Annotated in this window: 2 protein-coding genes; one reads left to right on the top strand and one right to left on the bottom strand. The window is 37.0% G+C overall.

Translation table 11 applies throughout. From position 1 onward, the window contains the following. Window positions 1–640 precede the first annotated feature (640 nt). Window positions 641–1,126: a hypothetical protein gene (locus tag F6K13_RS24420; protein ID WP_124143714.1), complete on the bottom strand. Its 486-nt coding sequence runs from the start codon at window positions 1,124–1,126 to the stop codon at window positions 641–643. A 992-nt stretch (window positions 1,127–2,118) separates the two neighbouring features. Between F6K13_RS24420 and F6K13_RS24415 the strand changes: the two genes are divergently transcribed. Continuing rightward, entirely contained in the window at window positions 2,119–3,036 is a 918-nt protein-coding gene (locus tag F6K13_RS24415; RefSeq protein WP_124143747.1) for an alpha/beta fold hydrolase, read from the top strand. The last annotated feature ends 404 nt before the right edge of the window (window positions 3,037–3,440 follow it).

The raw sequence follows: 3,440 nt of genomic DNA, 5'->3' as shown, positions 1-3,440 counted from the left end.
TCCCCTTAAAAGGGGAGGTTTGAGACCTAATTTTTTTGGTCATAGCTGATGATTAGAAAGGATATACACCAGAAAAAAATCAGACTTAATTACTGACTTTAGGTTGAGAAAAAATTTATGCTATTATTTCTTGATTTTAATACCTCATCGCCTACAGGGCAGGGCTGTTTCATTCTAAACTGTGCCATTTTATGTATTGACGAAACCACGTTATTTACAGCTTTAGGAAATTTATCTTTCGCTTTAAGAAATTTATCTTTCGCTTTCTGAAAATCAATAAATTCATTGTCAAAATCTAGAATGAAATGACCCTGCCTACAGGGTATCTACAATTACTTGGGCTTTGTAGATACGAAGTCGCCGATATAATACCAATTCCCAAAAATAATGCTATACTTCCAATGCGACTTCAGTTATTAAATAATAATAATATTTCAGTAATGTTTTTCACATTTTTTGGCATTAAGCCAAGATATATTATATCTTTGAACCCTACTCCCTACTGCCTACTTCCTACTGTCAAGGAGATGTAGCAATACTTTTGATATTTGGTATAATACAATCCCTATCCACTTATTCCTTTTCTCCTAGATAACTAAAAACCTTCTTCTTTCTTCAAAATATTAACCAGTAAATTACCTTAATCTTCATCTTCATCTGGCGGTCTAGTAATCACATCAAACAAGATTTTTGCTAAATCATTTTTATCATCAATTTCTTGAACTTCCTCACTTATTGCCTTAGCTTTTGCCAAATCACCCATCTTCGCAATAATCAATCCCGAAGCAGCATAAGCTGTAATCAAAAGATTAATTTGTTGCTCATTTTTTCGACTAGCTAATATAGTTTTTACCTCCTGCCAATCATCCGGTAAATTTTCCCTTTTTTTCACTTCATTAATTACCATATCAGCCAATTGTAGAGACATTTTCATATTATTTTTATAGAAAAAATAACGATAAGCACCTATCAAAATATCCAGATTTCCTTCAGTCTTAGCCAAAGCTTGATTAATATAATTTTCCGATGTCTCAGTATCTTCCCAATTTTCCACCGCCAACATCAATAAACTTTTGACATCTTCAGGCACATCATACCAGGAAAACTTATTTTCTTGAACTTGCATTTGTTTGACCTAATAACATTAATAATAATTACCTTAAAAGAAAAAATCTCAAATCTGCTAATCTTAACAACATTTTTACTTCTGTAGGTTGGGTTTCGCAAGAACCCAACAGATATAGTTCACACCAAATCCGGTTATCAAAAGTACCATTTTCAAATTCTTTTCTAACCCTTCTTTCCTTTACCTTACCTTTATAATAAAGGTTCTTTCTAAACAGGATTTATATCATGTCCGCTTAATTAGTGATAATACAGTTTTTAAGTGGTAGGTGTTAGGTGATAGGTGTAAATTTAACAGGGAAGACTTGATAGGAGTGGAAATTTGGGATATTTCTTCAACATTGAGAGGAAAACATTTTTATTATACTTAATCATCCGGACATGATATTAGTATCAGATGAACAACCATTAGCAATATCGGCATTAGTGAATTTAGCTATGATTTTCGTGCTTAGGGAATAGGGAATAGGTATGGAGGGAACAGGTAGGGAGGGAACAGGTAGGGAGGTTGCATGCAACATCCCTACAGATCATTTCGTTTACGGGTTGTTCGGGAGCAAGTAATGAAAAGGGTATTCATAATTCTTATGTTGATTACATTTAGTCCAAATATCTTATATCATGTCCGGATAATTAGTGATAAAAAAACTTTCTCCTTCTTCATTCTTTCTACCCTCCTGTCTTCTGTCTCCTGTCTCCTGACTCCTTCGTCGTTTATTTATAACTGTTCAACCGGACATGATATTAATTATTATGTTGATTCACCAACGCCGCAATATCAAATCCGGATAAGAGCGTGATCAAAAAAACTTTCTCCTTTTCCTCCTCTTCTTCTTGCTTCTTTCTTTCCTCCTGACTCCTGAGGACTGACTCCTAAGTCGTTTATTTATCAGTATTCAACCGGACATAATATTACAATGCACCATCACCCAAAAATCATCCTATACTGAAGATATTTCCACATTAATGCCAACTCTAAAATCTAAAATTACTATGTTTATTCCTCTAGGTTTTGAACAAAAATCAATCGTCACCTCTCACGGTAGAATGGTCTACTACGCCAACGAAAAAACACCTTGGAAAACTGACACCGACAACATCGACGACTTGCCAACCCTAGTATTTTTTCACGGTTTCGGCGGTGGGTCATCTGCCTACGAATGGTCAAAAGTTTATCCCGCCTTTGCCTCAGAATACCGCATTCTTGCCCCAGACTTAATCGGATGGGGGCGTTCGGAACATCAGGCGCTAGATTACAAAGTAGATGACTATATCACCACAATTATCGAATTTTTAGAACAAACTTGTCAACCTCCCACCAGAGTTATCGCCTCTTCCCTGACTGGAGCAATGATGGTGAGAGTAGCGATCGCCCGTCCGGAATTATTCAAGTCTCTAATATTGACAACTCCCGCAGGTTTATCTGACTTCGGGGAAAATTATACCCGCAGTTTTTTCGCTCAACTTGTGAGTACCCCTGTAGTAGATCGTTTGATTTATAATGGTGGTGTTGCTACTCCTGGGGGGATTAGAACTTTTTTAGAAAACCGACAATTTGCTAATTCCAAGTTAGTTTATGAAGAAATTGTAGAGGCATATTTAGAGTCAGCAACTCAACCTAATGCTGAATATGCTGCTTTATCTTTTGTGCGAGGAGATTTGTGTTTTGATTTATCTTTATATATGAGTCAATTAACAATTCCGACGGCAATTATTTGGGGTAAAAAGTCGGAGTTTACAGGTCCAGAAATAGGTCAACGTTTAGCAGATTTGAATCCTCAAGCTGTGCGAATTTTTCAAACATTAGATGATGTGGGTTTAACTCCTCAATTGGAAGTTCCGGCAGTGACTATTGGGTTAATTAAAAAGTTCTTGAAACAGTTAGATGAAGTTCCAGTTGGTGTAGTGTAGGTTGGTTAATTTAGGGGTAGGTTTTGAGTTACAGCGCTTTTGCCGATCTCTGAAGCAGATCGTCACAACCAAAACTTTGTAGGGGCGAATGGCCATTCGCCCCTACTGTGGTCTACCGTGCAGGAAAACTGCTGTAATTTTCAACCTGCCCCTAATACAGTCGTTATCCTCTTTTAGTGTCACTTTTATCCCCATTGATACTTAATTGCCCTACAGAACTATAGCAGAGAAAGAGTTGATTAGGACATAGACTGATGATGAACCTCAGACAGGGAAATGTTTTTCCCCCTGTTCCCTGTTCCCTGTTCCCTGTTCCCTGTTCCCTGTTCCCTGTTCCCTGTTCCCTGTTCCCTGTTCCCTGCTATACTATTTTTTTGAGGTTTCAAAGATAATTAGGTAGAGCT

The sequence above is a fragment of the Okeania sp. SIO2B9 genome (assembly GCF_010672505.1).
Classification (GTDB): Bacteria; Cyanobacteriota; Cyanobacteriia; order Cyanobacteriales; family Microcoleaceae; genus Okeania; species Okeania hirsuta.
Note: the sequence above shows the minus strand (reverse complement) of the source record. Positions and strands in the feature narration are given on the sequence as shown.

What these genes read in the sequence shown, in the direction of transcription:
- F6K13_RS24415 (WP_124143747.1), top strand. Translation starts at nt 2,119, where the DNA reads ATGTTTATTCCTCTAGGTTTTGAACAAAAATCAATCGTCACCTCTCAC.
- F6K13_RS24420 (WP_124143714.1), bottom strand. Translation starts at nt 1,126, where the DNA reads ATGCAAGTTCAAGAAAATAAGTTTTCCTGGTATGATGTGCCTGAAGAT.